The 21,667-nt window shown below is 57.7% G+C and carries 19 protein-coding genes; 8 read left to right on the top strand and 11 right to left on the bottom strand.

All coding sequences use genetic code 11. From position 1 onward, the window contains the following. Nucleotides 1-98: 98 nt before the first annotated feature. Nucleotides 99-1,808, bottom strand: a complete 1,710-nt coding sequence (locus tag PGR91_RS04900; RefSeq protein ID WP_101571625.1) for an alpha-L-rhamnosidase C-terminal domain-containing protein — start codon at nucleotides 1,806-1,808, stop codon at nucleotides 99-101. Nucleotides 1,809-1,897: 89 nt separating this feature from the next. After that, nucleotides 1,898-4,183 carry an alpha-L-rhamnosidase C-terminal domain-containing protein gene (locus tag PGR91_RS04895; protein ID WP_118656371.1) on the bottom strand — a complete coding sequence of 762 codons (2,286 nt, stop codon included), beginning with the start codon at nucleotides 4,181-4,183 and terminating at the stop codon, nucleotides 1,898-1,900. Nucleotides 4,184-4,391: 208 nt separating this feature from the next. On the opposite strand from PGR91_RS04895, the gene PGR91_RS04890 reads away from it, so the two are divergent. The 3 genes from PGR91_RS04890 to PGR91_RS04880 all read left to right on the top strand — a co-directional run bounded on the left by PGR91_RS04890 (nucleotide 4,392) and on the right by PGR91_RS04880 (nucleotide 7,248). Continuing rightward, nucleotides 4,392-5,204: an SDR family oxidoreductase gene (locus tag PGR91_RS04890; RefSeq protein ID WP_055203440.1), complete on the top strand. Its 813-nt coding sequence runs from the start codon at nucleotides 4,392-4,394 to the stop codon at nucleotides 5,202-5,204. A 50-nt stretch (nucleotides 5,205-5,254) separates the two neighbouring features. Beyond that, nucleotides 5,255-6,430, top strand: a complete 1,176-nt coding sequence (gene uxuA / locus PGR91_RS04885; RefSeq protein WP_118656369.1) for a mannonate dehydratase — start codon at nucleotides 5,255-5,257, stop codon at nucleotides 6,428-6,430. A gap of 65 nt (nucleotides 6,431-6,495) precedes the next feature. Continuing rightward, the gene (locus tag PGR91_RS04880; RefSeq protein WP_118656367.1) at nucleotides 6,496-7,248 is read left to right on the top strand and encodes a polysaccharide deacetylase family protein; all 753 of its coding nucleotides are present in this window, start codon (nucleotides 6,496-6,498) and stop codon (nucleotides 7,246-7,248) included. An 8-nt stretch (nucleotides 7,249-7,256) separates the two neighbouring features. On the opposite strand, the gene dinB is transcribed toward PGR91_RS04880, so the two are convergent. The 5 genes from dinB to PGR91_RS04855 form a co-directional block, all read right to left on the bottom strand. Further along, nucleotides 7,257-8,330, bottom strand: coding sequence for a DNA polymerase IV (gene dinB / locus PGR91_RS04875; protein ID WP_118656365.1), 1,074 nt, complete (start codon nucleotides 8,328-8,330; stop codon nucleotides 7,257-7,259). Between the two features lie 31 nt (nucleotides 8,331-8,361). Beyond that, nucleotides 8,362-8,949: a hypothetical protein gene (locus PGR91_RS04870; RefSeq protein ID WP_118656363.1), complete on the bottom strand. Its 588-nt coding sequence runs from the start codon at nucleotides 8,947-8,949 to the stop codon at nucleotides 8,362-8,364. A 14-nt stretch (nucleotides 8,950-8,963) separates the two neighbouring features. Next, nucleotides 8,964-9,851 (bottom strand): hypothetical protein, encoded by an 888-nt coding sequence (locus tag PGR91_RS04865; protein WP_147387388.1) that lies wholly within the window; start codon nucleotides 9,849-9,851, stop codon nucleotides 8,964-8,966. Between the two features lie 578 nt (nucleotides 9,852-10,429). Continuing rightward, on the bottom strand, nucleotides 10,430-11,194 hold the full coding sequence (locus PGR91_RS04860; RefSeq protein WP_055201797.1) for an exodeoxyribonuclease III: 765 nt from the start codon (nucleotides 11,192-11,194) through the stop codon (nucleotides 10,430-10,432). Between the two features lie 4 nt (nucleotides 11,195-11,198). Beyond that, nucleotides 11,199-12,524: an MATE family efflux transporter gene (locus PGR91_RS04855; RefSeq protein WP_118656471.1), complete on the bottom strand. Its 1,326-nt coding sequence runs from the start codon at nucleotides 12,522-12,524 to the stop codon at nucleotides 11,199-11,201. Nucleotides 12,525-13,087: 563 nt separating this feature from the next. Here PGR91_RS04855 and PGR91_RS04850 point away from each other — a divergent pair. Next, nucleotides 13,088-14,029: a DMT family transporter gene (locus PGR91_RS04850; protein ID WP_118656469.1), complete on the top strand. Its 942-nt coding sequence runs from the start codon at nucleotides 13,088-13,090 to the stop codon at nucleotides 14,027-14,029. A gap of 87 nt (nucleotides 14,030-14,116) precedes the next feature. Then, nucleotides 14,117-16,336: a cation:proton antiporter gene (locus PGR91_RS04845; RefSeq protein ID WP_101571174.1), complete on the top strand. Its 2,220-nt coding sequence runs from the start codon at nucleotides 14,117-14,119 to the stop codon at nucleotides 16,334-16,336. A 43-nt stretch (nucleotides 16,337-16,379) separates the two neighbouring features. Here the strand turns inward: PGR91_RS04845 and tpx are convergent, their stop codons facing one another. Beyond that, nucleotides 16,380-16,889 (bottom strand): thiol peroxidase, encoded by a 510-nt coding sequence (gene tpx, locus PGR91_RS04840; protein WP_055201787.1) that lies wholly within the window; start codon nucleotides 16,887-16,889, stop codon nucleotides 16,380-16,382. A gap of 131 nt (nucleotides 16,890-17,020) precedes the next feature. Between tpx and ybaK the strand changes: the two genes are divergently transcribed. From ybaK to PGR91_RS04825, 3 genes are read left to right on the top strand one after another with little or no spacing between them, the layout of a single operon-like run. Beyond that, nucleotides 17,021-17,503: a Cys-tRNA(Pro) deacylase gene (gene ybaK / locus PGR91_RS04835; RefSeq protein ID WP_055201785.1), complete on the top strand. Its 483-nt coding sequence runs from the start codon at nucleotides 17,021-17,023 to the stop codon at nucleotides 17,501-17,503. Next, nucleotides 17,500-18,597, top strand: coding sequence for an A/G-specific adenine glycosylase (gene mutY, locus PGR91_RS04830; RefSeq protein ID WP_055201783.1), 1,098 nt, complete (start codon nucleotides 17,500-17,502; stop codon nucleotides 18,595-18,597). Before ybaK ends, mutY begins: the two co-directional genes overlap by 4 nt. A 34-nt stretch (nucleotides 18,598-18,631) precedes the next feature. Beyond that, nucleotides 18,632-19,351 carry a pirin family protein gene (locus tag PGR91_RS04825; RefSeq protein WP_055201781.1) on the top strand — a complete coding sequence of 240 codons (720 nt, stop codon included), beginning with the start codon at nucleotides 18,632-18,634 and terminating at the stop codon, nucleotides 19,349-19,351. 72 nt (nucleotides 19,352-19,423) lie between these two features. Here the strand turns inward: PGR91_RS04825 and PGR91_RS04820 are convergent, their stop codons facing one another. From PGR91_RS04820 to PGR91_RS04810, 3 genes are read right to left on the bottom strand one after another with little or no spacing between them, the layout of a single operon-like run. Continuing rightward, nucleotides 19,424-20,104 (bottom strand): TrmH family RNA methyltransferase, encoded by a 681-nt coding sequence (locus PGR91_RS04820; protein WP_118656359.1) that lies wholly within the window; start codon nucleotides 20,102-20,104, stop codon nucleotides 19,424-19,426. Then, nucleotides 20,082-21,020 carry a ribosome small subunit-dependent GTPase A gene (rsgA, locus tag PGR91_RS04815; protein ID WP_101571167.1) on the bottom strand — a complete coding sequence of 313 codons (939 nt, stop codon included), beginning with the start codon at nucleotides 21,018-21,020 and terminating at the stop codon, nucleotides 20,082-20,084. The genes PGR91_RS04820 and rsgA overlap by 23 nt, the downstream gene beginning before the upstream one ends. Nucleotides 21,021-21,025: 5 nt before the next feature. Continuing rightward, nucleotides 21,026-21,523: a CvpA family protein gene (locus PGR91_RS04810; protein WP_101571165.1), complete on the bottom strand. Its 498-nt coding sequence runs from the start codon at nucleotides 21,521-21,523 to the stop codon at nucleotides 21,026-21,028. Nucleotides 21,524-21,667 lie beyond the last annotated feature (144 nt).

Below are 21,667 nucleotides of genomic sequence, written 5' to 3'. Positions count from 1 at the left end.
GATATGCCTGTGAAAATAATGATATAAAAAATATATTTTTTGATACCCTTATTTTCACAGGCTGCCTCCCTGGCGGCCGAATCGCTTCCCGCGGTTCGTTATTTTACCACTTTCACGCCTTTCGGGACTTCGATCTTCGATTTGATCTTCCCGTCGGCCTGTTTCTCATGACGTACCTTGATCACTCCGTACGGCGTCGGAACGGTTCCTTCGACCCATTCGAGACCGCCGAGGTTCGGTTCGATCTTCACGGCTTTGCAACCCGGTTCGACGATCTTCACGCCGAGCACGTATTCGCTGAGCCATGCCGTCGGCCCCGATGCCCATCCGTGCGCCAGGCTGTGACGGTAGCCTTTGTAGCAGTAGTCGCCGTAAGTGCGGTGAACGTCTACTTTACCGGCCGGGATCAGCTCGTCGATCCGTGCGGCGTTTTTCTTCCAGTTGATGTCGAAGTCTTCCCAGAAAGTCGTAGCGCCGAGGTCGAGCATACCGCCCCAGTAGTCCTTCATGTTCTGGATCGCATCGGTATAGTCTCCGGCCAAGGCTTGGGCCTTCAGCATGTAATAGCCGTAGAAGGTCGAGAAACCGTGGGCGCCGCCCACTTCGAGCACTTCCTTGTTGGCCGTTTCGGCCGGAACGATGCCGGCCAGGGCGATCAGTGCGGCGGACTGTTTCGACGTTTTGTAGTCGGGCGTTACTTTTTTCATCCGGTCGGCGGTTGCGGTGCATTGTGCGGCCAGTTCTTTGTCGCCCAATGCGTTCAGCATTTCGGCTCCGGCTTCGAAAGTCATCAGCATCAGCGCGTGCAGGCCGGCGTTGACGGCCAACGTGTCTTCGCTGGTCGGCCAGTCGAGGAAGCGTCCGCCGCCGTCGAGGTGTTCACGGCCTTCGGCGTCCACCTTGCTCATCAGGATCTTCATCAGGTCGCTGAGGTATTGTTGCTGCTGTTTCAGGTAATTCAGGTCGCCGCGGTACATGTAGTAGTCGCGGTGGATCAGCACCCACCACAGCGAATAGGAGCACATGCCGTTCATCCAGCCCGGCAGCGGGGTTTCGTCGCGGGCGAAGTCCAGGCCGCGCGAAAGCGCCTCGTTGTCGCCGAATACGGCCAGCGCGGTACGCACTTCGGGATGCAGGTCGCCGAGCCATACCAGGCGGTCGCGCTTCGGGGCCTCTACGAGGTATTCCTGCAGGTTCAGGTGCAGCGTGTAGGCGCCGGTCGCCCAGATGCTGTCCACGCGCGGATCGTTCGAACGGAACGAGCCGAGGTACGGGATGTCGCGGTATAGCAGGCTGGCGCGGATCTCCTTGATCGGCAGTTCGACGTCGTCTTCGAGCATGTCGATCCGGACGAAACGGAAGCCGGAGTTCCCGACTTCGCAGACGCCCAGCCACGGCAGTTCGATCGTATAGTCGCGCATCGCGTGGTCGTTCGTCGCGCCGTTTTCCTTCGTGATCTCGCACATCGCTTCGCCGACCGATTCGCCGAGGCGCACGCGTACCTTGACGGGTTTGGTCGATGCGCGAATGCAGGTTACGAACTGCAGTCCCCCGTGGATTTCACGACCGAAATCCAGCAGGATCGACGGACGCTTACCCTCTTTGGATACGAAAACGGTTTTCGGGGTATTGGCCGTCGTAGCCTGCCCGTTGCCTTGCAACAACAGGTTCTCGGAGCCGGTGATCAGGTCGCCGTTCTGCGTCCACATCACGCGCACGGGCGAAATATACGCACGCGTACGGGTATCGAATTGTGTCTTTTCGGCCACTTCTTTCGGGAATACGGGGGGCAGGTTGCCCTTGCCCATCGGTTGCGCCTGAAGCGAAGCGGCATACACGAGGAATGCACAGATAAAAAGTTTTTTCATTTCGGTTGTTTGTGTTTGGTTTGATTAAGTTATTTAGTGTTCAGAATATATGCGTTTTTTCCGGAACCCTGATCCGCGATCTTTATAAAATTTCCTTCGCGGACGGTCTGTCCTGCAGGCTTCCCGTTGACGGTCACGTCGTAATTTTTGGTGCCGGCGGGCAGCGGCAGGTAGACATCGGCTTTCACGTTGGCCGGTACGACGGTCGTCAGCGTGAAACGGTCGGGCGTGTTTTCGAACGCCGTTTCCACGTCGCCCCGTATCGTGGGTATCCGCAGCGAGGCTTTTTCGAGTCCGGCCGGCTGCGGGCGGATTTCGATGCGCGAAAAACCCGGTTCGGTCGGTACGACGCCCATCAGCCTGCGCGGGATGATGTTGGCTGGGGCCGCGCCCCAAGCGTGGTTCCAGTCCTGATTCGGTTTGTATTTGTCGTCCCAGGCTTCCAGCGAAATGGTCGAGCCGACGCGGATCATGTTGTACCAACTGCGTTCGGCGTCCGACGTGAGCAGTTGCAGCGCATAATCGGCTTCGCCCGCTTCGTACAGCCCGTCCATCAAGAATTGCGAACCGTAGACGCTGCAGGCCATGCCCCGCGTCTTGACGAAATCCGCAACGGACTGCGCCCGTTTTACGTCGGCGAGTCCGAAGCAGAGCGGGAACATGTTGGCGTGCAGCGAGCAGTGGTCGGTGCCGATGCCGTCGCGGTAAGCGCCGGTTTTTTTATTGAACAGTTGTTTGTTGAAATTGTCCGCCAGACGGCCGGCCGCCCGGGCGTATGCGGCGGAATCTTCCGACTCTCCGGCGGCTCCTGCCATGCGGGCCATCAGTTCCAGCGCGCAGTAGTGGTAAGCGTTGACCACCGTGTTGACGTCGCGGAATACGAAACCGTCGGTTTCGCCCCCTTCCGCCTTGCCGAGTCCCAGGATCCCCGTGTGCGGCCAGTCGACGATATTTTTCAGCGTTTGTCCCCGCAGGTTGATCGACGCGTACAGTTCGGGCGTCAGTTTCTCCGGCGTGAGGCTGACGAATCCGTCCGTGCCGGACAGTGCGGTCAGCGTCTTGTTTTTCAGCGTCTCGTAATGCGTTTTTACGGCCCGCAGGTCGCCGGTGTACAGGTAGTCGTACCAGGCGATCAGCACCGATTGCAGGATCCATTCGGTCGGCCAAGTGGCGTTCCCGAGCAGGTATTCGTGGCTACGCCGCGCCATCGTGTATTCGCGGTCGACGCAGTAGTGCGACAGTTGGTTGATCAGCGCGTCGGCTTCGTAAGGGATGCGTTCGCGGTCGCCGTCCACATATAATCCGGCGAAAGAGGTCGCTTTGATCGAGTATTTGCACAGTTCCCATACCTGGTTCAGCGTCGTGTCGGAACTGGCGAATTCCGCCGCGAGATCGTCGAACGGGTAGTTTACGACCTGCCGGCTGATGATACCCGTGCCGTTGCCGATCGCATCGCCTTCGATCTCGCAGTAGCGGAACGGATAGACTTCCCCGATATAGTCCGGCATCCGAACGGCCTGAGGGCCGGTGTTGCGCGCGTCCGCCGGTATTTTTACGGTGTAAGTGCGTATGCCCGGCAGCAGTGCGAGGCGCTGGCTCAGGAAACGGCGGGAGCCTCCCGGAGCCGGGTCGATGCGTCCGTCTTTCAGGCATTCGCCGAGGCGGACGGTCACCGTGTCGCCGCCGGCGTGCGAGCAAAGCGTCAGCCGGAGCTGTCCGAACGCGTCGTAACCGAAGTCGGCGAAAACGAGCCGATCGGAGAGTTTTTGGGTCGTTTTCGGTAAGCCGTTGTCCGTTTTTTCGAGCGGGTAGGCCGGCGTGGCGTATTCGGTCAGCGAATCTGCCGTGCGGAACGCCTTGACGGCCGACCACGGCTGCGGATTGCCGTTGTTGAAAGTCATCACTTTCCAGTAGTAGATTTTGCCGGGCTCCAGTGCCTTGCCGGCATACGGGACGGCTACGCTGCGGTCTCCCGGAATTACGCCGCTGTCCCACAGGTCGGCCGAGTCGGTTGCGAGCGTTCCGGGCGACGAAGCCAGCAGGATGCGGCAAGCGGTCTGCATTACGTCGCTGCGCGAATCGTTGACCTGCCAGCCGAACGACGGCCGCCGGCTGCCGATCGTAACGAACCGGGCCGGTTCGACGATCTTGTCCGCCTGTTCCAGCGTCACTTGCGACGGATAACCGCCGATCCAGACTCGGTCGGTATGTTCCGCGAGGTCGGTCGTTAGCCGCGAAGGGGCTTCTCCCCGCAACGACAGGCACAACAATACGCCGACACACAGCGCCGGGACCGGCAACAGGATCTTTTTCATGATACGAAGTCTGGATGAAACGTCACAATTCACAATGTACAAAATAAACAATCATTTGCCAATATTGCAAATCCGGACGGGAAAAGTGTCCGGAAAAACGTTTCGGACGAGGCGTGCGGGTGTCGCGGATACGGAAATTTTGGTATCTTTACCCCTCGGAATATCCGATCATGAAATTCATGCGGTTCATTTTTTAAGGTATTCGATGATGAAAAATTTGTTTTGCGTAAAAGACCGGGTCGTGGCGATTACCGGGGCTACCGGGGTGTTGGGACGCTCGATGGTGCTCCATTTCGCCGAACAGGGCGCCCGGGTCGTGCTGATGGGCCGCAAGGCCGAAACCGGGCTTGCCCTTCAGCGGGAAGCCGCGGCGGCCGGCGGGGACGCGTTGTTCGTGGCGGCCGACGTGCTGAATAAGGAGGACATCGAACGGGCGTATTCGGAAATCATGGAACGTTACGGCCGGATCGACGTGCTGATCAACGGGGCCGGCGGCAATATGCCCGGGGCCACGATCGCGCCGGATAAGACGATCTTCGACCTGGATATGAAGGCATTCCGGGACGTGGTCGATCTGAACCTGTTCGGGACGGTGCTGCCGACGATGGCGTTCGCCCGCGCGATGGTTGCGGCCCGCGGCGGTTCGATCATCAACATCGCGTCCGAATCGGCGATCCGCCCGCTGAGCCGGGTAGCCGGGTACGGAGTGGCTAAGGCGGCGGTAGTCAACTTTACGAAGTACCTGTGCGGCGAACTGGCGCTGAAGTACGGCGACGGCTTCCGGGTGAATGCGATCGCTCCGGGCTTTTTCCTGACCGAACAGAACCGTGCGCTGCTGACCAATCCGGACGGCAGCTTGACGCCGCGTTCCGAGGCGATCCTCGGCCATACGCCGTTCCGCCGCTTCGGCGAACCCGAAGAGTTGCTCGGTACGCTGCAGTGGCTCGCCAGCGATGCCTCGCGTTTCGTCTCGGGCACGGTCACGGTTATCGACGGCGGTTTCGACGCTTTTTCGATTTAGAACGGAAATCGTATTTTTGCGATAGGGAATCCATAAAACGGATAAAGAATATGTATTTGTGTAAACAGGCATGGCGCTGGTACGGGCCGGACGATCCGGTCGGCCTTTGGGATATCCGGCAGGCCGGGGCTACGGACGTGGTAACGGCGTTGCATCATATTCCCAACGGGGAGACATGGAGCGTCGATGAGATCCGCAAACGACAGCGGACGGTTGCCGATGCCGGGTTGGTATGGAGCGTCGTCGAGAGTGTTCCGGTCCATGAGCGGATCAAAACCCGCACCGGGGAATTTCAGCGGTATATCGAAAATTACAAGCAGAGCCTGCGCAACCTGGCCGCCTGCGGTATTCGTACCGTTACCTATAATTTTATGCCGGTGCTGGACTGGACGCGCACCGACCTGGCCTATACGCTGCCGGACGGCTCGAAAGCGCTTCGTTTCGAACGGGCGGCGTTCGTGGCGTTCGACCTGTTTATTCTGCAGCGTCCGGGGGCGGAGGCGGAATATACGTCGCAGGAGCGCGCGAAGGCGGAAGCACGCTTCGACCGGATGGATGCGGTCGAACGCGAGCGGCTTACCCGGAACATGATCGCCGGATTGCCCGGCGCTGAGGAAAGTTTTACGATCGAACAATTCCGCGGGGCGCTCGGCCAGTACAAGGGGATCGACGCCGCCCGGCTGCGCGAACACCTGGTCGCTTTTCTGCGCGAGATCGCTCCGGTGGCCGATGAAGCGGGCGTCGAACTGGTGATCCATCCGGACGATCCGCCTTATCCTATTCTCGGCTTGCCGCGTATTCTGAGCACGGCGGACGATTTTCGTGCATTGATTGCGGCCGTTCCGAACCGTTCGAACGGACTTTGCCTTTGTACCGGATCGTTCGGCGTCCGCAGCGACAACGAACTGGCCGCCATGATGGAAGAATTCGGCGATCGCGTCGGGTTCGTCCATCTGCGCAGTACCTGCCGCGACGACGAAGGTAATTTTTACGAGGCGAACCATCTCGAAGGCGACGTGGATATGTACGGCGTGATGAAGGCGTTGTTGGCGTTGCAGCAACGTCGCGGCGTATCGATTCCGGTGCGTCCCGATCACGGGCATCAGATGTGCGACGACCTGCGCAAGAAGACCAATCCGGGCTATTCTTGCATCGGCCGCCTGCGCGGCCTGGCCGAACTGAGAGGGCTCGAAATGGGAATCGCGCGCAGCCTGTACGGGAAGTAAGTTCAGAGTAAGGTTCTGGGAAACGGCGGCGCGTTACGTGCCGGGTTTTCCAAAAAATAGCATGGATGATGAAACGATTTTTTTTACTGTTGTTATCGGTCGTCATTGCGGTGACGGCGGTAGCGGAAAAAACGGCCAAACGCCTGAAGCCGTTGAAAGGCCGGATCGTCGTGCTGACGTTCGACGATGCGACGGCGGGCCAGCGGGAAGTGGTCGCTCCGTTGCTGCATAAATACGGATTCGGCGCGACGTTCTACGTTTGCGAATTTCCGGGTTTCGAGGACAAAACCAAGTATATGAGCTGGGATCAAATCCGGGAGTTGGACGAAATGGGCTTCGAGATCGGGAACCACAGCCGCAGTCACGGGCAGATGAGTCAAATGACCCGTAAGCAGATCGGTTCGGAAACGGCCTACATCGAAGATAAATGCGCGTTGTACGGCATTCCGCGCCCGGTGACTTACGCTTATCCCGGTTACGACAACAGTCCGGAGGGGATCGCCGTCCTGAAAGAGCGAGGCTATAAGCTGGCCCGTCACGGCGGGGATAAGCCTTATGTGAAAGGAGTGTCGGATAAAATGCTGATGCCGAGTTACGGCGTGGTCGACGCGCGGTTCGAGACGCCCGAATTTTTCGAAAAAGCGCTGGACGAGGCCCGCGACGGGCAGGTCGTGATTTTCTGCCTGCACGGGGTGCCCGACCTCGCGCACGATTTCGTCAGCACTTCGCCCGAGAATTTCGAAAAATTATTGAGCATGTTGAAGGAGCGCAAATGTAAAGTGATTTCGATGCGCGACTTGCTGAAATACGACCTGTAACATGACAGTCAGAGGTCGAGGCTCAACTGCCGGTACAGTTCGTGCTGCACCGGGTGGGTCGGGTTTCCGACCGACAGGCCGAGCAGCCGTACCGGATGTCCTTCGATGCCGGCATCGCGCAGCAGCGCAGTCGCCAGCGGGAAAATTTCGGCCGATGCGAACAGCTCGTATCCCGGGCTCAGGCTGCGGGTTTGCAGCCGGAAATCGGCGAATTTGATTTTCAACGTCAGCGTATTGCCGCGAAATCCGGCCCGGTCGAGACGCCCGTTCAGTTTGGCGGCGAGTTTATACAGTTCGTCCGTCATCGCGTCGAACGAGGTCAGGTCGTACGGGAAGGTGGTTTCGCATCCGACCGATTTGCGGACGCGGCTCGCTTCCACCGGTCGCAGGTCGATGCCGTGGGCGAATTCGTAATAAAGGCGTCCTGCTTTTCCGAACCGTTCGGTCAGAAAATCCGGCGGGCACTCTCGCAGCGCAGCGCCGTCGTGGATTCCCATTTCGTGCATCTTGCGTGCCGTGACGCGGCCGATCCCCCAGAACGCTTCGATCGGCAGGCGCGCGATGAAAGCGGCGGCGCGGTCGGGATGGATCGTGCAGAGTCCGTCCGGTTTCCGGTAGTCCGAAGCGATCTTGGCGAGAAATTTATTGTAGGATACTCCGGCCGATGCGACCAGTCCCAGTTCGTCGCGGATTTGTCGTTTGACGGCCCGGGCGACGTCCACCGCCAGCGGGATTCCCTTTTTGTTCCGGGTAACGTCCAGAAAAGCTTCGTCGAATGCGATCGGCTCGACCAGGTCGGTGTATTCGCGGAAAATCCGGTGAATCTGCCGCGACACTTCGCGGTAGACTTCCATCCGTCCGGGAATGAAAATCAATTCGGGACACAGCCTTCGGGCCGTAACGGACGGCATGGCCGAACGGATGCCGTAGCGCCGCGCCTCGTAGCTGGCCGCGGCGACCACGCCGCGGCCTTCGGGACGGCCTACGGCCAACGGACGGCCCCGGTATTCGGGGTGGTCGCGCTGTTCGACCGACGCGTAGAACGCATCCATGTCGATGTGTATGATCTTCCGCTGCTCCATTCAGCGGTAAAAATAGGAAATATATGATTCATTATTCCGCCCGTCCCGGCAGTTGGGTGAAATAGTCGTCGTGCATGTAATCGTTGTGTTTGGAGCAAACCAGCAGATTCTCTGCGCGGAAGTCCGGCGATAATGTGAACATATACGAGCCGATAAAGTTTTTCAGGTCGAGACACAGTTCCAACTCCGGGATATTGAACAAACGGAACCCGCCGAGGTCGTACCTCCGAACGAATTCGGCGACCTCGTCGTCGTCGTGGAATTCGGTGACCAGAATTATATTTGTCGTACCCAACCGGTTTTCGTTTCTTTTCAGGCTTCGGACGAGTTGTGATATGCAGCGTTCGCAGGAAGGGAATTGTATGCGCACGAACAGTTTCGACGAGTCGGCCGAATAGGGGGCCAGCAACGCCCGCGCGCTGTCCGAAATGAAAAACGGGCGGCCTGCATACCGGACGCTCAACAGCGTACTCTCCCTGATGTCCCATTTTTCCATCGCACAGACCGAGGTGTCTGCGCCGGCGATCATCCGTTGTTTTGCGGCCGATCCGGTCCGGATCAATGCATAAAGCAAAAAGGCATTCAGCAATATCATGCCTACGATGAATGCGTTCTTCATGGCGTGTTCGGCATTTAGTAAGAAAACCGGTAAAGTTGCGTATGCTCGATGTCCGGCATATCGAGCAAGCCGTATATTTTTTTACCGGTTTCGTCTACGCAAAACTGCGTGATCGAGCGTGGGCAGTCGTAAGCGGCGGTCAGGCGGCCGTCCCAGTCGAAAGCGAGGATCGTCGGCGTGGCGGTTCTGTTTTTGATTTCGCCGTAAGGATTCGTGTAGCGCAGCACGAAAAAGCGATCGGGCGTGCCGAATAACCCGAGCGCATAGTTTACGGCGGACGATTCCGGCCAATTCCCCTGCGTGTTCAAAATGGGTAATTGCGGTTCAGAGAAGCAAATGCTTTTCACAAGACGACCTTCCTGGGAGAATAGTTGGATCATGTCCAGGTATTTATAGGCTCTCGCCATGATCCCTTTCCCCGGGTTAGCGCATAGGAAACCGTAGCATATCCCGTAAGGATTAGCCTTTACGGGCATTGCGAACCCCAGGTCGTATTCCCCCCACAAGGTTTGATCGTTTTTCGTGTCGTAAATTGCAACGGGGCCCAGGGGAGCGTCTGCTAAAATTCCTGCGTATAACGTATCGTTCAGGCGGTTGATATCTTTGTTGTATCGTAAGGCTTTGTAGGTATGTTCTCCTTGGATATTGAGAACAGCCGTGTCGCGCAGTAAAGATCGCACGTGGATCTCTTTCGTAAAGACCAGATGCGCATCGTAGATCCCGAGAACGGAATCTTCGGCGGAACCTGTCGAACGGTCGCGTTGCGGCATCTGAAATTCGTTCGGGCCTTTTCCTTTCGTTCCGAATGAGCATATCGGTTTCAGCGACTTCGTTTCGAAAAGGCTGAAGAATTTCCGTCCGCAATAATTGACGAGGACGATCGCCGAATCGTATAAAGCCATGTCGTAGGCGCAATTGTTTTCGATTCGTACGGAATCTTCGACCCGTAATAGTTCTGGTTTTTCGATCGGCAGAATAACGTGTCGATGCCGGTTATTGCATCCGCATAAAAGAACCATCCCCATTATGCCGATAATCGTTTTGAATGATTTCATGGATGAGGCGTAATGTGACAAAGTACCTTAATAAGGTACTTTGTCTTGAATTAAGATTGAAATATTATTGTTTTTTGCAAAGGCCGTCTCCGCCTCTGCTTACGTGGTACATATCACAAGTTCCACAATACAATACGTATTCAGGTGCCTCCGATCCCCCTCCTACAACACATCCTGTATAACTATCGCCGCTTTCGATTTGTGTCATAGCTTCAGGATTCGAAGCGAAAATAGTTTTTACGTCCGCATTTTTTGTAAAGGTTACAGCGCTGATAGCGACAATGCCTGCGAATAATGGAATAAATAATAAAGTCTTTTTTCATGACGATATAGTTCATGGTTTAAACAAAGCGTATTTTTAAATGTAATAATAAATATAATTAAATGCAAATAATATGAGTTTTTTGGGGATGGTGCTGGGATTTTCAGATCGTAATCTCCAGTACGGCCGGGCAGTGGTCCGAATGGCGCACGTCGGGCAGCAGCCAGGCGTTTTTTAGCAGCGGGCGCGCCGCTTCGGACGCCATCGCGTAGTCGATCCGCCAGCCTTTGTTGTTCGCCCGCGCGTTGGCGCGGAAACTCCACCAGGTGTACTGATTCGGTTCGTGGTTGAACAGCCGGAACGTGTCGATGAAGCCGCTGTCCAGGAAGCGGCTCATCCATTCGCGTTCTTCGGGCAGGAAACCGCTGCTCGAGGCATTGCGCACCGGGTCGTGGATGTCGATCGGCCGGTGGCAGATGTTGTAGTCGCCGCACAGGATCAACTGCGGCCGCTCTTTTACGAGTTCCGATACGTATCGCTGAAAATCTTCGAGCCACTGCATTTTGAACGCCTGGCGTTCGTCGCCTGAAGTTCCGGACGGGTGATAGACGCTGACGACCGACAGCTCGCCGTAGTCGGCGCGCAGGAAACGCCCTTCCGCATCGTATTTTTCGATACCCATGCCCGCCGCCACGCGGTCGGGTTCCCGGCGGGTCAGGATCGCCACGCCGCTGTACCCTTTTTTGACGGCCGAGAAGAAATAGCAACGGTATCCCAGCGCTTCCAGTTCGAGGGTCGGGATCTGCTCCGGCTGCGCCTTGGTCTCCTGCAGGCACAGGATGTCGGGCCGTTCGGCGGCGATCCAGTCGGTCAGTCCTTTCGACAGCGCGCTGCGCAGTCCGTTGACGTTGTAGGTGACGATTTTCATGGCTTTATATTTTTTTGTGCTGCCAGTCGGCTTTTTTCAGGTATCGGCAGGCCAGCAACAACATTACGATCGCGTATACGTGCTCCGTCGTCCAACAGACCGCGACGTCGGCCTGCAGGTAGATCACTACGTAGAGCGTATAGAGGATATAGATCAGCAGCGTCGTCATTTCCAGCGCCAGCGCCGAGCGGGTGTTTCCCGTTCCCGAAACCGTGTTGAACAGGATGATCGCCGGCACGGTCAGCAGGTAAGCCGACAGCATGACCCACAACGAAGACACCGAGCTGTCGATCAGCGGGATGCTGTCGGTGTAAATACGCAGTACGGCGGTCGGAAACAGCGCGAACAGCAGAGCCGCGGGAGCGATCGTCAGGTAGCACATGCCGACGATCCGACGGACGGTAGGCATTACGAGCGTTTGCTGTCCCGCTCCCATCTGGTTGCTCACGAGCGAACTGGCGGTCGAGGCGAAGGCGCTGACCGCCATGAAGATAATCCCGGATATGCTGCGTACGATGTTGCTGACGGCCAGCGGCCGCTCGCCGAGGTGTTCGACCGCGAGAAAGAACAGGAACCACGTGGCGACCGAGACGAAGGATTGCAGCATCGTCCACACCGAGACGTTCAGCATCCGTCCGAGCAGCCGGGGACGGGGACGGGCGAACCGGAACAGCCCGTATTTGCGGTGGTCGGTTTTCAGCCACGAGTAGAGGATGAAAAAGAGCGCCGAAGCCAGTTCCGAGGCCGACGATGCGATAGCGGCTCCGGCGATGCCCATGGCCGGAAGTCCGAATTTACCGAAGATCAGCGCGTAGTTCAGCGCCACGTTGGTCAGCACCATCGTGACCGAATTGGCCGTGAGTATCTTCGTATTGGTCGTGCCGACGTAGAACGCCCGGAACATAACGGCGACGAACGAGAAGAAAAAGCCGTAAACGCGCCAGTTCGTATAGCTGATCGCCGCGTCGCAGACCGGGCCGGAGTCGATGATCCAGCGCAGCACGACCGGCGTGAACGTCCGCGAGACGACGAACATGACGGCAGCCAGCAGCAACAGGAACAGGATTCCCTGTTGCAGCAGCGGGCCGATATCCGCGTACGCTTTTTCGCCGTTCCGCCGTGCGATCAGAATCTGCGTTCCGATGCTGAACCCGAACCCGATCATGAAAATAGCCATGTAATAGACTCCCGCGAGCGCCGAAGCGCCCAGTTCCACTTCTCCGACGCGGCCCAGGAAAGCGGTGTCGGTCAGTCCGATCAGGTTCTCCATCAGCAGGCTGATCAGGATCGGATAGGTAATGAGCCAAATCTGTTTGTAGGTCGGTTTCATCGGGAAAAGCGATTGTTGTTCGGCAGTCGATTTTTGTGCGAAAAAAAAGCGGATCGCAAAGGTAATGCTTTTTTTGATTTTTTTTGAGGATTGCCGTCGAAAAACGAGTCTCGAAAAAAGATTGCCTTTGTTCGCTCCGGCAGATTGTGCCGAAACAGGTAAAACGGCGGATAAACGCAAACGATATGACGCGTTTCGAATCCGGAGCCCGGGAAACGGAAAACGACTTGCGGGCGGAAATTAGGGTTGCGAAAAGGCGCGGAAACGGAGTGCGGAACGGTCTGGGAGGGAGGGCGACTCGCTGGGAAAGACGTCGGAACGGAGTACGATCGGCTCGATGGGCAGACGGGTATGGAATTCTTTTTGCGGTCGATCCGTCCGGTTTCCCGGAAATTGGCTAAATTTGCAGCGGGATGGCGCTACGGAGGTTGTAAATCAGACGATTGATGGTCCGTTGAGACCGATTCCGTCGGTGCGGAAGCCGGAATGCCGTTGGGAGCGTTCGATTTTCGCCGGTTTTGTCCTACTTTGTTTTTTAATTTTGGTTTCGAATGTCGAATTTAATCGAAGATAAAAATTTCAGGGGACATGCCGCGATGCTCGGGGCGTGCATTACGTTCGGCCTGCTCGCGCCCGTTTCGAAATCGCTGTTCGGGACGGGACTCGTCAGCGCTTATGCGCTGACGATGATGCGGATGGGCGGAGGAGCCGTCGTGTTCTGGATCGCGTCGCTGTTTACGCGCCGCGAGCACGTGCCGCCGCGCGACCTGCTGCTGTTTTTCTTCGCGTCGTTGCTCGGGATCGTGCTGAATCAGGGAACCTATGTGCTCGGCGTGTCCAAGACCTCGCCGATCGACGCCAGCGTCGTGACCACTACCACGCCGATCTTCGTGATGGTCATTGCCGCGTTGTACCTGCGGGAACCGATCACCGGCAAGAAAATCCTGGGTGTCGTCGTCGGCGCCGCCGGCGCGCTGCTGCTGATCCTTTCGGGCGCGCACCTGGTTTCCGGCCGGACGGGCAGCGGTTCCGTTTCCGGCGACCTGCTGTGTCTTTTCGCCCAATTGTCGTTTGCGACCTATTTCGTGGTATTCAAAAAACTAATTAGCCGCTATTCGCCGGTTACGTTGATGAAATGGATGTTTCTCTATGCGACGGCGTGCTGCCTGCCGTTCGGTTACTCCGACCTGAAGGCGGTCGGCTGGGCGGAACTCGGCTGGGCGGATTACGCCCAGATCGCTTACGTCGTGCTGGGCGCCACGTTCCTGGCCTACCTGCTGATGCCGATCGGCCAGAAGAACCTGCGCCCGACGGTGGCCAGTTCCTACAATTACGTGCAGCCGCTGGTCGCCACGCTGGTCGCCGTTTCGCTGGGAATGGATACGTTCGGATGGCTCAAGGGCGTTGCCGTGCTGCTGGTGTTCGCGGGGGTGTATATCGTGACGATCAGCAAGTCGAGGGCGCAGTTGGAAGCCGAGGCCGGACGCGGTTCCGCTTCCCGTTGATTCGTCCGAAAAGGAGTATTTCGCCCTTGTAAAAGTTCCGAAATAAACTTACCTTTGTTGGAACGGGAATCCCGACGGAACAGGTCTATGAAGGCAAAACGCAACTACATAATCTACGGGCTGATGCTTGCCGCGTTTGCGGCGCTGCTGCTGTGGATCGTGCATTTGGGTCATGCTTACGACGGTCTCGGGCCGGGAGCGGCGCCTTCCGGGGAGGATTCGCCGGTCGGCTTGCTGTACGACACGCTGACGATAAACCTGAAGCACCCGCTGTCGCTGTTGCTGCTGCAGGTCATCGCTATTCTGATCACGGTACGTATCTTTTCTTATCTTTTCAAATACCTCGGGCAGCCGGGGGTGATCGGCGAGATCGTCGCCGGTATCGTGCTCGGACCGTCCGTACTCGGGCACCTGTCGCCCGAGACGTTCGCTTTTCTGTTCGATCCCGATTCGCTCGTTCCGCTCAATATCATCAGCCAGATCGGCTTGGTGCTCTTTATGTTCGTAATCGGGATGGAGCTTGACCTGGGCGTCATCCGCCGCAAAGCCAGCGAAACGCTGGTCATCAGCCACGCCAGCATCATCGTGCCGTTCCTGATGGGAATGGGGCTCGCCTATGTGGTCTATCCTGAGTTCGGGGCGCGGCACGCTTCGTTCGTGCCTTTCGCGCTGTTCGTGGCCATCTCGGTCAGCATTACGGCGTTTCCGGTGCTGGCGCGGATCGTTCAGGAGCGGAATCTGAGCAAGACGCCGATGGGGATGCTGGCGATCGCCAGCGCCGCCAACAACGACGTGACGGCATGGTGCCTGCTGGCGGCGGTGATCGCCGTGGCCCGGGCCGGCAGCGTGACCAGCGCGTTTTTCACCATCGTGCTGACGGCGCTGTATATTTTGTTCATGTTCTACCTGGTCAAGCCTTTCCTGCGCAAGATCGGGGAGTTTTATAACAAACAGGAGACGGTCAGCAAAACGCTGGTCGCCTTTATTTTTCTGGTGCTGATCATTTCGTCCTACATTACCGAAATCCTCGGGATCCATGCGCTGTTCGGCGCTTTCCTGGCCGGGGTGGTTATGCCGGCGAACCTGAGTTTCCGCCGTGTGATGACCGAGAAGATCGAGGATGTCGCATTAGTGCTTTTTCTGCCTCTGTTTTTCGTCTTTACGGGTTTGCGTACGGAGATCGGCCTGCTGAATACGCCTCACCTGTGGGGAATCTGCGCGCTGTTCATCGTCGTGTCGATCGCCGGTAAGATGATCGGCGCCACGTTCTCGGCCCGGTTGGTCGGCGAGTCGTGGAAGGACAGCCTGTCGATCGGCGTGCTGATGAATACGCGCGGACTGATGGAACTGATTGTGCTGAACATCGGTTACGAGATGGGGATCATCCCGTCGTCGCTGTTCGTGATTTTCGTGATCATGGCGCTGTTCACGACCTTTATGGCTACGCCGCTGCTGGCGCTGATCGAAAAGATCGCGGGGTATAAATCGCGCAAGGTGAGGCCGACCCGCAACGGGCATCCGCGTATCCTGATTTCGTTCGCCAATCCCGAAAGCGGGCCGCTGTTCCTGAAATTGGTGCGCCTGCTGTACGGTCGTGTGCTGAAAGACGCTAAGGTGACGGCGATCCACTATACGATAGGCACCGAGACCAACCCGCTCAATGCGAGCGACTATTCGAAAGAGAGTTTCAGCCTGCTCGAGCCCGAGGCCAAACGTCTCGGGTTGCGGGTGGATATGCGTTACCGCGTTACCGACCACTATACCGAAGACCTTTGCGCGCTGGCCGACGACGAACATTACGATTTCGTGCTGACGGGCGTAGGGCCGGCTTTCCTACGCAGTTATCTCGATCCGCCGCGTCGGCTGAACGCCCTGCTGTCGAAGGGCGGCAAATGGTTGTCGCCGGGACTGACGCAGGACAAGATCCGCGTGTTGTTCCAGAATATGCACTCCGCTTTCGGAGTCTTCGTGAACCGCGACATCGACTCCGTTACCGACGCCGGCGTGATCCTGCGCGACGAGCGCGACCGGAGCCTGCTGTCGCTGGTTGGGTCGATGTCCGACCGGCTGCGGGTGGAACTGAGTTCGGTCAACGGCGACTCCCCGTTCCTGGACAAAGATTCCGCAGGCAAATCCGGTCGTTTTACGATAGGCGATCCGCAGGAACCACTGGCCGCGCGGCTGAAAGGCAAGCAATTGGTATTGATCAGCTATTCCGCCTGGCAGTACATCCTGCGCAACGAACGGGCGCTGTTGCATGCGCTGCCTTCCTTTATCATCGTAAAACCGCAGGAAGGCGACCGTTGACGGCGACCTTCCCGCGGTTTTTGCACGGAACCGGGAAATCCGGCTATTTCAACTCCCTGACCACTTTCAGCGCGGCTTCGTAATCGGGTTCGTGCGTCACTTCCGGCACGTATTCGATGTAGCGGATCAGCCCTTTCTTATCGATCACGACGACTCCGCGCGACAGCAACCGCAGTTCTTTGATGACGAATCCGTACTTCATGCCGAAGTCCAGGTCGCGGTAGTCCGAATAGACGTACACGTTGTCGATGTTCTCGGCGGCACAGAAACGTTTTTGCGCGAACGGCAGGTCGACCGATAGCGACAGGATCGCCACGTCGCCGTCCAGTTTGGTGGCTTCGCGGTTGAAACGGATGTTTTGCAGGGCGCAGACCGAAGTGTCCACCGACGGGAATACGCTGATGACGACCGTTTTGTCTTTGTATTGCGTCAGCGATACGGGCTGCAGGTTCTGATCGATTACTTCGAAAAGCGGAGCCCGGTCTCCGGCGGCGAGGTGTTTGCCCACGAGCGTCATGGGTTTGCCCCCGAACGTGATTTTCCAATTATCCATAATTTTAAAATTTAAAGGTTTGTACTCGGTGAAAAACACCCTCCAAGATACAACTTTAATACCGGAATCGGTACGCCTGTTTTCGATTTTCGACGAATAAGTTTTACCTTCGTGCGAAAGAGTCGTAAGCCGTGTCCGTAAAAATCAATAAAACCAATGCCGCCCGCCTGCTCGACCGGGCGAAGATCGCCTACGAGTTGATCCCTTACCGGGTGGACGAAGAGAATCTGGCCGCCGCGCACGTCGCCGAAGAGCTCGGCGAGCCGGTCGGCCAGGTGTTCAAGACGCTGGTGTTGCGCGGCGATCGCAACGGGATTCTGGTGTGCGTGATTCCCGGCGATGCCGAGGTCGACCTGAAAGCCGCCGCGCAGGCGTCCGGCAACAAACGCGTCGAGATGTTGCACATGAAGGAACTGCTGCCGGTAACGGGATATATCCGCGGCGGATGTTCGCCCGTCGGGATGAAAAAAGGGTTTCCGACGTTTATTCATCGCAGTTGCCTCGATTACGATACGATTTATGTCAGCGCCGGGGTGCGGGGATTGCAGTTGAAGCTGGCTCCCGGCGATCTGATTCGTTTTACGCGGGCCGTGACGGCCGACCTGATCGGATGACGGACGGTTTCGCAGACATACTGATCCGCTGGTATGCGGACAATCACCGCCGATTGCCGTGGCGCGAAACGTCCGATCCGTATCTGATCTGGTTGTCGGAGGTTATCTTACAGCAGACCCGCGTGGCGCAGGGACTGGATTACTTCCGCCGGTTCGTCGCCCGTTTTCCGGACGTGCGCTCGCTGGCCGAAGCTCCGCAGGACGAGGTGCTGAAACTGTGGCAGGGACTCGGCTATTACAGCCGCGCGCGGAGCCTGCATACCGCAGCGAAAGACATCATGGCGCGTTTCGGAGGCCGGTTTCCGGAGGACTACGAGGCGGTGCGTTCGCTGTGCGGGGTGGGGGATTATACCGCTGCCGCGATCTGTTCGTTCGCTTACGAGCTGCCTTATGCGGCGGTCGACGGCAATGTTTATCGGGTGCTTTCCCGCGTGTACGACGTGGATTTGCCGGTGGACGATGCGGCGGGCAAACGCTACTTCGCCGAATTGGCGCAGTCGTTGCTCGATCCGGTACGTCCGGGCCTGCAGAACCAGGCTACGATGGAGTTCGGAGCTCTGCAATGCGTGCCGCAGCGTCCCGATTGCGGGGCGTGTCCGCTGGCCGACCGCTGTCTGGCGCAGGCGCACGGCACGGTTGGCCGGCGTCCGGTGAAACGCGGCAAAGCGGCCGTGCGGCCGCGTTACTTCAATTACTTGTGCATCCGCTGCGACGGGACATTGTTGTTGCGGCAGCGTACCGAGAAGGATATCTGGCGCAACCTGTACGAATTTCCGCTGATCGAGACCGATGCGGAGACCGAGTTCGACGCGTTGCAGCGGACTTCCGCATGGAAAGCGTGGTTCGGCGGCGAACGGCGGATGCGGATCGGGGAACGGACGGCGATGCCGCGGCACGTACTGTCGCACCGGATTATTTACGCTTGCTTTCAGGAGATCGAACTGGAGCGGATTCCGGATTCGCTGTCCGGCTTTCTGAGGGTGCCGGAAGCGGAGCTGGATCGTTATGCCGTTTCGAGGCTGACCGAACGTTACCTGGAGCGGAGGCGTGCGGCCGGCGTGAATGTTAAAGTTGGCAAACTATTTGATAGTTGACAGGTTATATATTGAATATTAATATTTCAGAATTATGAATATACTGTTGCACAAAGCTCCTACGCGGGGTTATTTCGATCACGGATGGCTGAAGACCCACCATACGTTCAGTTTTGCGAGTTATTACAATGCCGCGCGCATCCATTTCGGGGCGTTGCGGGTTTTGAACGACGACGCGGTCGCTCCGGGAATGGGGTTCGACCTGCATCCGCACCGCGAGATGGAGATCGTTTCGATCCCGCTGAGCGGGACGCTCGAACATAAAGACAGCATGGGGAACGTTTCGGCGATCACCACCGGCGAAATCCAGGTGATGAGCGCCGGCACCGGGCTGCACCACAGCGAATACAACCAGAGCCGCGAGCAAAATGTCGAATTTCTTCAGATATGGGTATTCCCCGATCGGGAAGGCGTGAAACCCCGCTACGAAAATGCCGTGATTTCCGACCTGATCCGTCCGAACGAGCTCTGCGTGATCGTCTCGCCTTATCCGGGCGACGGACACGGCGGGCTGTGGATTTACCAGCAGGCTTGGTTCTCGTGGGGAGAGCTCGAAGCGGGTACGCGCGCGGAGTATGCGCTCAAATCGCCCGGCAGTTTCGGGGTTTACGTGTTCGTAATCGACGGGGAAGTCGAGGTGGCCGGACAGTCGCTATCGCCGCGCGACGGGCTCGGCGTCAGCGAAATGGACCGTTTCGAAATTCATGCGAAGGAGAAGGCGCGTGTCTTGTTGATCGAAGTTCCCGAAGCATAATATCAGGAAAGAGTAAAAAGTACGGCCGCGGAAAACGTTCCCGCAGCCGTGCTTTGTTTGTTTTCAGAGAACTCAGAAACCGCCCCGTTTCATGATCCGTTCGGCGTCCCGGACGGTCGTTTTCATCCAACGCAGCAGGATTTCGTCCCGCTCGTCTTCCGGAATCCGCCAGTCGACGGACGACTCCCGGAGCCGCGTCGACAGCGTGTACAGCAGGATCGCCGCCGATGCCGAGACGTTGAGGCTTTCGACGAATCCGCACATCGGGATGCGGATGAATTCGTCGGCACAGCGCATTACTTCGTCGCTGATGCCGGCGTGCTCCGTGCCGAAAAACAGCGCGAACCGTCCGGCGGTCACGTCGAAATTTTCCGGCGTACGGTCGTCGGTATGCGGCGAAGTGGCTACGATACGGTAGCCTTTTGCCCGCAGCGCGGCGATCAGATCGCCGGTGCTTCCCGTTTTGTGGATATCGACCCACTTGTCGGTTCCCCGGACGATGTTGACGTTCGGCGAGAACTTGCACAGCGCTTCGACCGTGTGGATATCCTGTATGCCGAACGCTTCGCAGTTGCGCACCAGCGCGCTGGCGTTCTGCGGATGGAACGTATTTTCCATGCATACGGTCATGTAGCGGGTCCGGCGGGCGAGCGTGGCGCGCAGCACTTCGGCCCGTTCCGGCAGCATGAAACCGGAAATGTATTCGATCTTGCGGGCCAGCAGTCCGTCGTTATTTTCGGTATTTTTGGTCATCGTCCAACAGTTTGAGGTAGCTTTCGTAACGGGAGAGGCCGATCTCTCCGGCGCGCAACGCCTCCCGCACCGCGCAGGCGGGTTCGTGGGTATGCGTGCAGTTGTAGTAGCCGCACCGGGGGGCGTAACGGAACAGATCCGGGAAATAGCGGCATATCTCGTCGTTTTCGATGTCGATCAGTCCGAATCCCTTGATGCCCGGCGTGTCGATCAGGTAGCCGCCTCCGGCGAGCGGGTACATTTCCGAAAAGGTCGTCGTATGTTTTCCTTTGCTGCTGCTGGCCGATACCGCGCCGATGCGGATGTCCAGCGACGGGTCGATCGCCCGGATCAGCGTCGATTTGCCGACGCCCGAATTGCCCGAGAGCAGCGACGTTTTTCCCGGTAACATTTTTTTGAACGCGTCGATGCCGGTCTGCTGCGTCGCCGACAGCTCGATTACTTCGTATCCCGCCGACCGGTAAATTTTCAGAAATTCGGTCTGGGCGTCCTGCAATGCATCGGTCGCGTAGAGGTCGCATTTGTTCAGCAGCAGCGTGACGGGAATGCGGTAGGCTTCCGCCGTGACCAGAAAGCGGTCGATGAACTCGCAGTTGGTGGACGGCAGGAAGAGCGACACGACCAGAAAGGCCTGATCGACGTTCGCGGCGATGATGTGCGACTCTTTCGACAGGTTCGATGCGCGGCGGATGATGTAATTGCGCCGCGGCAGGATTTTCGTGACGACGCCCGTCGCTCCTTCCGGCTGTTCGTATTCGACGCGGTCGCCCACCACGACCGGATTGGTCGTGCGGCTTCCTTTCAGCCTGAGATTCCCGCGGATGCGGCAGGTTACGGTCTGCCCCGACGCGTCGTCGCGCAGCGTGTACCAGCTTCCGGTACTTTTGATTACCAATGCCGAACGTGCGGATTCCATAGGCGTCAGTCGTTATTGCCGGTTATTTTGTTTTTCATCAGGTCGAGGTACGGGAAAAGCAGCGCGGTCGTGCTCCGTACCGGCTTGTAGAGCGCGGCTTCGGTGTAACGGTCGTTTTCGACCCATCGGGTCGTGCTGTTGACGGTTTCGAACGCATATAGCAACAGGCTGAGAATGACGGCCATTTTGAACACGCCCAGCAGAATGCCGCCGATCGCGTCGATCGGGCCGAGTCCGGCGAGTTTGAAAATTCCTTTGATCAGGTGTCCCAACAGCGCCATGACCAACAGTACCGCCAGCAGTATTACGACGAATCCGACGGCTGCGGCGATCGGCGGATCGGTATGCAGCCATTGGCCTACCGCGCTGCTGTGGCGGAATGCGAAATAGACTCCGATGAAGAGTCCCGCGATTCCGCCCAGTTGCACGATGATTCCTTCGCGGAATCCCCTGTATGCGGCGTAGAGCAATGGAATGCCCAGGATGATATCGAATCCGTTCATGCTTGCGTTCTCGTGCGTCCGTGTTCCGTATCCGGCTGCGGGCTGCCCGGCGATCGGCCCGGTTCCCGTATTTCCGGACGGCGCCGGAAGACGGGACGGCCGAATATTTGTACCAAATATAGGGATTTATTCGTTATTTATTAA

The organism is Candidatus Alistipes pullistercoris, from assembly GCF_027665465.1.
Lineage (GTDB): Bacteria > Bacteroidota > Bacteroidia > Bacteroidales > Rikenellaceae > Alistipes_A > Alistipes_A hominis.
This window is presented reverse-complemented; position numbering and strand designations above follow the sequence as displayed.

Excerpts from the sequence above, each read along its gene's own strand:
- PGR91_RS04900 (WP_101571625.1), bottom strand. The coding sequence starts at position 1,808 with ATGGGCAAGGGCAACCTGCCCCCCGTATTCCCGAAAGAAGTGGCCGAA.
- PGR91_RS04895 (WP_118656371.1), bottom strand. The coding sequence starts at position 4,183 with ATGAAAAAGATCCTGTTGCCGGTCCCGGCGCTGTGTGTCGGCGTATTG.
- PGR91_RS04890 (WP_055203440.1), top strand. The coding sequence starts at position 4,392 with ATGAAAAATTTGTTTTGCGTAAAAGACCGGGTCGTGGCGATTACCGGG.
- uxuA (WP_118656369.1), top strand. The coding sequence starts at position 5,255 with ATGTATTTGTGTAAACAGGCATGGCGCTGGTACGGGCCGGACGATCCG.
- PGR91_RS04880 (WP_118656367.1), top strand. The coding sequence starts at position 6,496 with ATGATGAAACGATTTTTTTTACTGTTGTTATCGGTCGTCATTGCGGTG.
- dinB (WP_118656365.1), bottom strand. The coding sequence starts at position 8,330 with ATGGAGCAGCGGAAGATCATACACATCGACATGGATGCGTTCTACGCG.
- PGR91_RS04870 (WP_118656363.1), bottom strand. The coding sequence starts at position 8,949 with ATGAAGAACGCATTCATCGTAGGCATGATATTGCTGAATGCCTTTTTG.
- PGR91_RS04865 (WP_147387388.1), bottom strand. The coding sequence starts at position 9,851 with ATGGCTTTATACGATTCGGCGATCGTCCTCGTCAATTATTGCGGACGG.
- PGR91_RS04860 (WP_055201797.1), bottom strand. The coding sequence starts at position 11,194 with ATGAAAATCGTCACCTACAACGTCAACGGACTGCGCAGCGCGCTGTCG.
- PGR91_RS04855 (WP_118656471.1), bottom strand. The coding sequence starts at position 12,524 with ATGAAACCGACCTACAAACAGATTTGGCTCATTACCTATCCGATCCTG.
- PGR91_RS04845 (WP_101571174.1), top strand. The coding sequence starts at position 14,117 with ATGAAGGCAAAACGCAACTACATAATCTACGGGCTGATGCTTGCCGCG.
- tpx (WP_055201787.1), bottom strand. The coding sequence starts at position 16,889 with ATGGATAATTGGAAAATCACGTTCGGGGGCAAACCCATGACGCTCGTG.
- mutY (WP_055201783.1), top strand. The coding sequence starts at position 17,500 with ATGACGGACGGTTTCGCAGACATACTGATCCGCTGGTATGCGGACAAT.
- PGR91_RS04825 (WP_055201781.1), top strand. The coding sequence starts at position 18,632 with ATGAATATACTGTTGCACAAAGCTCCTACGCGGGGTTATTTCGATCAC.
- PGR91_RS04820 (WP_118656359.1), bottom strand. The coding sequence starts at position 20,104 with ATGACCAAAAATACCGAAAATAACGACGGACTGCTGGCCCGCAAGATC.
- rsgA (WP_101571167.1), bottom strand. The coding sequence starts at position 21,020 with ATGGAATCCGCACGTTCGGCATTGGTAATCAAAAGTACCGGAAGCTGG.
- PGR91_RS04810 (WP_101571165.1), bottom strand. The coding sequence starts at position 21,523 with ATGAACGGATTCGATATCATCCTGGGCATTCCATTGCTCTACGCCGCA.